Source organism: Pseudomonas edaphica (assembly GCF_005863185.1).
GTDB classification, from domain to species: domain Bacteria; phylum Pseudomonadota; class Gammaproteobacteria; order Pseudomonadales; family Pseudomonadaceae; genus Aquipseudomonas; species Aquipseudomonas edaphica.
This window is the reverse complement of record NZ_VBVZ01000389.1, coordinates 1-5,990: the sequence shown is the minus strand read 5'-3', so window position 1 is coordinate 5,990 and position 5,990 is coordinate 1. Positions and strand designations below refer to the sequence as shown.

Sequence of the window (5,990 nt, the reverse complement as noted above, 5' to 3'; positions counted from 1 at the left end):
ATAACGGCTCGACTATCACCATCAAAGCCGGCGACACCGTCGGCACAGTAACCGTCCCTGCGCCTAGCGATGACGTGTTCATCGACAAGAGCACCCAGACCGTCAAGATCACCGACACCGCTGGCGGCAACTTCGAGAAACTGGAAGTTGCAGGTAACGGTGCGACCACCACGATCAACGACACCATCGACAAAGTCGATGTGGTCCTGACCGCCACTACCACCGTTGGTGAAGGCGGCAACATCATCTACACCGCCAGCCTTGTGGATAAAAACGGCGCGCTGGTGACCAACATCACCAGCCCGCTGACCGTGACCCTGGACAACGGCAAAACCATCACCATCGGTGTGAACCAGTCCAGCGGCACTGTCACCACCGTTGCGCCTAACGACGTATACAAAGGCGACCAGACCGTTACCACCGCAATTAAGGGTGTAACTGGCGGCGAGCACTTCGAAAACCTGGTGCCGGGCACAACGCCGGTGAACACCACCGTCACGGACACACCTGGCACTGCGGACACCACGACCGTCACGCTGACCGCGCCAAGTGCCGTCAACGAAGGTGGCCAGATCACTTACACCGCCACCTTGAGCAACAAGGCTGGTACTGACGTCACGCTGAAGTTGGATAACGGCTCGACTATCACCATCAAAGCTGGTGACACCGTCGGCACAGTAACCGTCCCTGCGCCTAGCGATGACGTGTTCATCGATAAGAGCACCCAGACCGTCAAGATCACCGACACCGCTGGCGGCAACTTCGAGAAACTGGAAGTTGCTGGTAACGGTGCGACCACCACGATCAACGACACCATCGACAAAGTCGATGTGGTCCTGACCGCCACTACCACCGTTGGTGAAGGCGGCAACATCATCTACACCGCCAGCCTTGTGGATAAAAACGGCGCGCTGGTGACCAACATCACCAGCCCGCTGACCGTGACCCTGGACAACGGCAAAACCATCACCATCGGTGTGAACCAGTCCAGCGGCACCGTCACCGTCGTAGCACCCAACGACGTGTACAAAGGCGACCAGACCGTTACCACCGCCATCACTAACGTGACCGGCGGCGCGCACTTCGAGAATCTGGTGCCAGGCACTACGCCTGTTAACACCACAGTGACCGATACCCCAGGTACCACCGATCTCACCAGCGTCACGCTGACCGCACCAAGTGCCGTCAACGAAGGCGGCACCATCACCTACACCGCCACCTTGAGCAACAAGGCTGGCACCGACATGGTAGTCACGCTGGATAACGGTTCGAGCATCACCATCAAGCAAGGTGCGACCGTAGGCTCTGTGACCGTTGCCGCGCCTGGCGATGACGTGTTCATCGACAAGAGCACCCAAACCGTCAAGATCACCGGCACTACCGGCGGTAACTTCGAAGGCGTGACCATCACTCCGGGCGGCGCGACCACCACCATCAACGACACCATCGATGATGTGACCGTGGTGCTCAAAGCCACCGGATCGGTCGCTGAAGGCGGTCAGATTACCTACACCGCATCGCTGGTCGACAAGAACGGCGCTGCAGTGACCAACGTCGGTTCCGACTTGGTGGTAAGGCTGGATAACGGCTCGACCATCACCATCGGCAACGGCAAGTCCAGCAGCACCACCACGGCTGTTGCGCCTAACGACGCGTATGTCGGCGCCAACGATGTGAACAACAAGATTACCGGCGTAGTCAGCGGCGGCGACAAGTACGAACACCTGATCGTCGACGGCAGCACCGTCACCACCAAAGTGACGGATGTGGTCAACAACACCACCATCAGCATCACCGGCGACGCCTCGGTGACTGAAGGCGGCACTGCGCATTACACGCTGACCCTGAGCAACCCGGCGCAAACCGATGTGACCGTGACGCTCAAGTACAGCGGCACCGCCACCGATGGTTCGGACTTCAACGGCGTATACACCGTGAAGATCCCGGCGGGCGCCAGCAGCGTGCCGTTTAACATCGCCACGATCGACGACAGGATCACCGAGCCGACCGAACAGATTGTCATCACTATCGACAAGACCACCGGCGGCAACTTCGAGAACCTGGTGGTCGGCAACGGCAGCGTCAGCACCAATATCATCGATAACGATGCGCCGCCGGTCATCGACCTGGACGCCAACAACTCCAGCGGCGCGACCGGTGCCGACTACAGAACCACCTTCACCGAAGGCACCGCCGGGCCGGGTGTGTCGATTGCCGACACCGATATCAAGATCACCGATCCGGACAGCACGATGCTGACCGGTGCGACGGTCACCCTGACCAACGCACAGGCCGGTGATGCACTGAACCTGGGCAACAGCGTCAACGGCATCATCGTCAGCACCAACAACCAGACGGGCACCATCACCCTGACGTTGTCGGGCAGCGCGACGCTGGCTGATTACATGCAGCGTATCCAGAACATCACGTTCACCAACAACAGTCACGACCCAAGCACCACGCCGCGGACCATCACCGTGACCGTGACCGATGGCGGCAACTATTCCAACGTTGCCACCACCACCGTTAACGTGGTGGCAGTCAACGATCCGCCAGTCGCCACCGGCAGCGCCGTGACCGGCACCGAAGACACGCCGCTGGCGCTGACCTGGGCCAACTTCGGCGTGACCGATGTGGATTCGCCACAAGCCAGCCTGGGCGTGAAAATCACCGACCTGCCGGTGGCCGGCAAGCTGCAATACCTGGCAGCGGATGGCACCACCTGGACCAACGTGACTGCCAACCAGACCTTCACCAAGGCCCAGATCGACGGCGGCCAGTTGCGCTTTATGCCTAACGCCAACGAATCCGGCGCCGACGGTTATGGCGGCACCGGTGTTGGCAACAAGCAGGCTGATTATGCGCAGTTCAAGTTCCAGCCTACCGACGGCAAGGACCTGGGCAACAGCGCCACGGTGAAAGTCGATATCACACCCGTGGCCGATGCACCTACGCTGAACGTGGCCGATAACAATGTCGCCTCGACCGGTCTGATCAAACAGGGCTGGAACAGCATTGCCGGCCTCGGCACCAACGGGAACGGCGCGGCACCAGACGTACTGAAAAACGCCATCGACAACGCAGGTACGCCGAACAACACCAGTGTCGTCACCAATGTCGAGTCAGTCGACAATGTCAACGCCGGCTCTGGCTCCAAGATCTCCGGCCTGATGTACATGGAAGCTGGCAAGAGCTACACCTTCAGCGGCGTCGCCGATGACAGTGTGGTGGTCAACGTTGGCGGTAAAGACATTGCCAGCGGGCTATGGGCGACCAACAGCGGCAAATTCAGCGGCTCGTTTACGCCAACGGTCAGCGGTTACTACAGCCTCGAGATCTACCAAGCCAACCAAGCGGGGCCTGGCAGCTTTGACGTCAATCTGTCGATCAACGGCGGGGCGATTCAGAACTTGAGCACCAGCACCGTGCCGCTGTACACCGGCCTCACTGATTTGACCAACGCCGGTGTGACCGTGTCCGACCTGCATGGCAGCAACGGTGACGGTTATTACGTGGGCTACAAGCTTAACGAAGCCCAGGAAAACGGCACTGTGAAGCTGTCCAAGGTAACCACCGCGCTGACTGATACCGACGGTTCGGAAACCCTGAGCGTGAAGATCAGCGGCGTACCGGCAGGCTCGGTCCTCACCGACGCGTCCGGGCACACCTTCACTGCGACCAAAGGCGTGGGCGAAGTGAACGTCACGGGCTGGGACCTGAACACCCTGTCCATCAAGCCACCGACCTATTACAGCGGCCAGTTCAACCTGACCGTGACGTCGACCTCCACCGAAAGCCTCGGCGGTTCGGCGTCTACCACGGCGCAATTGCCAGTCACCGTGTACCCGGCAACCTACAACTCGGTGACGGGTACTTCGGGCAGCGACAACATTGTCGGCACTGACGGCAATGACATCGTCGTGGCCGATATCGGCGGCCTGAACGTGGTGCAGGGCAAGAACTACAACATCGCGTTCATGGTCGACAGTTCCGGCAGTATGAGCACCGCTTCAGTCAACGCGGCCAAAGCTTCGCTGACGTCGGTGTTCAACTCGCTCAAAGACAGCCTCGGCGCGAACACCTCGGGCACCGTGAACATCTTCCTGGCGGACTTCGATACCCAGGTGAACAAGTCGGTTGCGATCAATCTTAACGATCCAAATGCACTGACGTTGCTCAAGTCTGTGCTGGATTCGATGGTGTCGGGTGGCGGTACCAACTATGAAGACGTGTTCAAGGCCACTGCGAACTTCTTCCAGAGTAACCTGGCAACCAGTAACACAAGTGCCACGAACCTGACGTACTTCATCACCGATGGTCAGCCAACCTACTACCAAAGCGGCGAGCAGACGAACCCGGTGGTGGTTGATTTCTATAGCAGCAACACCACCGATGGTCGCTTGGACGATTACATCAACACCAACAACTATGTGCTGGGCAACACCTTCAACATCAACGTCAATGGCACTAACCTGCAGTTGATCGACAGTCGTGGCCAGGTCCACCAGTGGGTGCAATACCGCGGTGGCAGTTGGTACGACAACGGCGTTATCGGCACCGTGCATGCCCAGGGCGACGGGACGTTTGAAGTCTCGTACCTCAACGGCAGCGGCAGCAGCACCGACTCGTCAACCACCAGCAATGCCAACAGCGGTTTTGCACTGCTCAAAGGCTTGTCGGCGGTTGAAGCCATCGGTATCAACGGCGACGTCAGCCTCAACGACCTCAAGCCTTACGACACCGATGGCAAGCCGCAAAGCAACATCGATCCGAAGGACCTGGCCAACGCGATCCTCGGCCACACCGAAGCCACGCTGCCAGGCGCCGACACCATCAGCGGTGGCGACGGCAACGACATCCTCTTCGGCGACCTGGTGAGCTTCAGCGGGATTACCGGTGAGGGCTACAACGCACTGCAGGCCTTTGTGGCACAGAAAACCGGTGTGGCCGTCTCGGCGGTGACCACCTCGAACGTGCACCAGTACGTCACCGAGCACTACGCGGACTTCGACGTCTCCGGCGCCAAGGACGGCAACGACACGCTGTTGGGCGGCGCAGGTGATGACATCCTGTTCGGCCAGGGCGGCAACGACCTGCTGGACGGCGGCAAAGGCAATGACATCCTGTTGGGCGGCACCGGTAACGACACCCTGATCGGTGGGCCGGGCAACGACATCCTGATCGGCGGCTCGGGTGCCGACACTTTCGTCTGGAAGGCGGGCGACTTCGGCAACGACGTGATCAAGGACTTCAAGGCCTCGGAAGGTGACCGGATCGATCTCAAGGATCTGTTGAAAGGTGAGACGGACAGCACCATCGACAACTACCTCAAGATCACCACGGTAGAAGGTGTGTCGACCCTGCAAATCAGCAGTGAAGGCAAGCTCAACGCCGCCGGCGGCCTGGCCAATGCCGATGTGACCATCAAGCTGGAAGGCAACGATTGGTCGCACACCAGCATCAACTCGCTGATTACAGGCGCCGACCCGACCATCAAGATCGACCACACCTCCTAAGCTGTGATTTATCGGCCGCCCGCAAGGGCGGTCGATTTGCTTGGGCGATACGTCGCTGGCCCTGGCGGCCGGTTGCATCGCATACTCGCGACCATAAACACAGCATTGACCTATGCTGGTGAACGCGTGTGGCTCATTTTCGAGGGATTCTTATGTTTTACGTGCAACGTGATGCACAGGGAGTGCTGAGTCGCGTGGAGGCCGCCGCCTTTGCCGATTCGACCGAAACCCTGCCGGCCGATCACCATGAGATCCAGGCCTGGTACGCCAACGAAGTGGTGGAAACCAGCCTGGCCCAGCTCAAACAAAGTGACATGGAGATGATCCGGGTACTGGACGACTTGATTCAGGTACTGACCCGCAAGGGCGTGATCAGCGTCACCGACCTGCCCCCGGCGGCCCAGGCCAAACTGATGGACCGTAACCATGCACGGGAAGCGCTGGGTGGGTTGAGCCATCTGATCAATGATGAAG

The 5,990-nt window shown here is 59.5% G+C and carries 1 protein-coding gene and 1 pseudogene; both read left to right on the top strand.

Annotated features, from left to right (window positions below; translation table 11 throughout):
* Positions 1-5,516, top strand: a pseudogene (locus FEM54_RS22235) (LapA family giant adhesin); the annotation flags it as partial.
* Positions 5,517-5,668: 152 nt separating this feature from the next.
* Positions 5,669-5,990: tryptophan synthase subunit beta (locus FEM54_RS22230; protein ID WP_138453041.1), on the top strand; the 322-nt coding region annotated here is incomplete at its 3' end.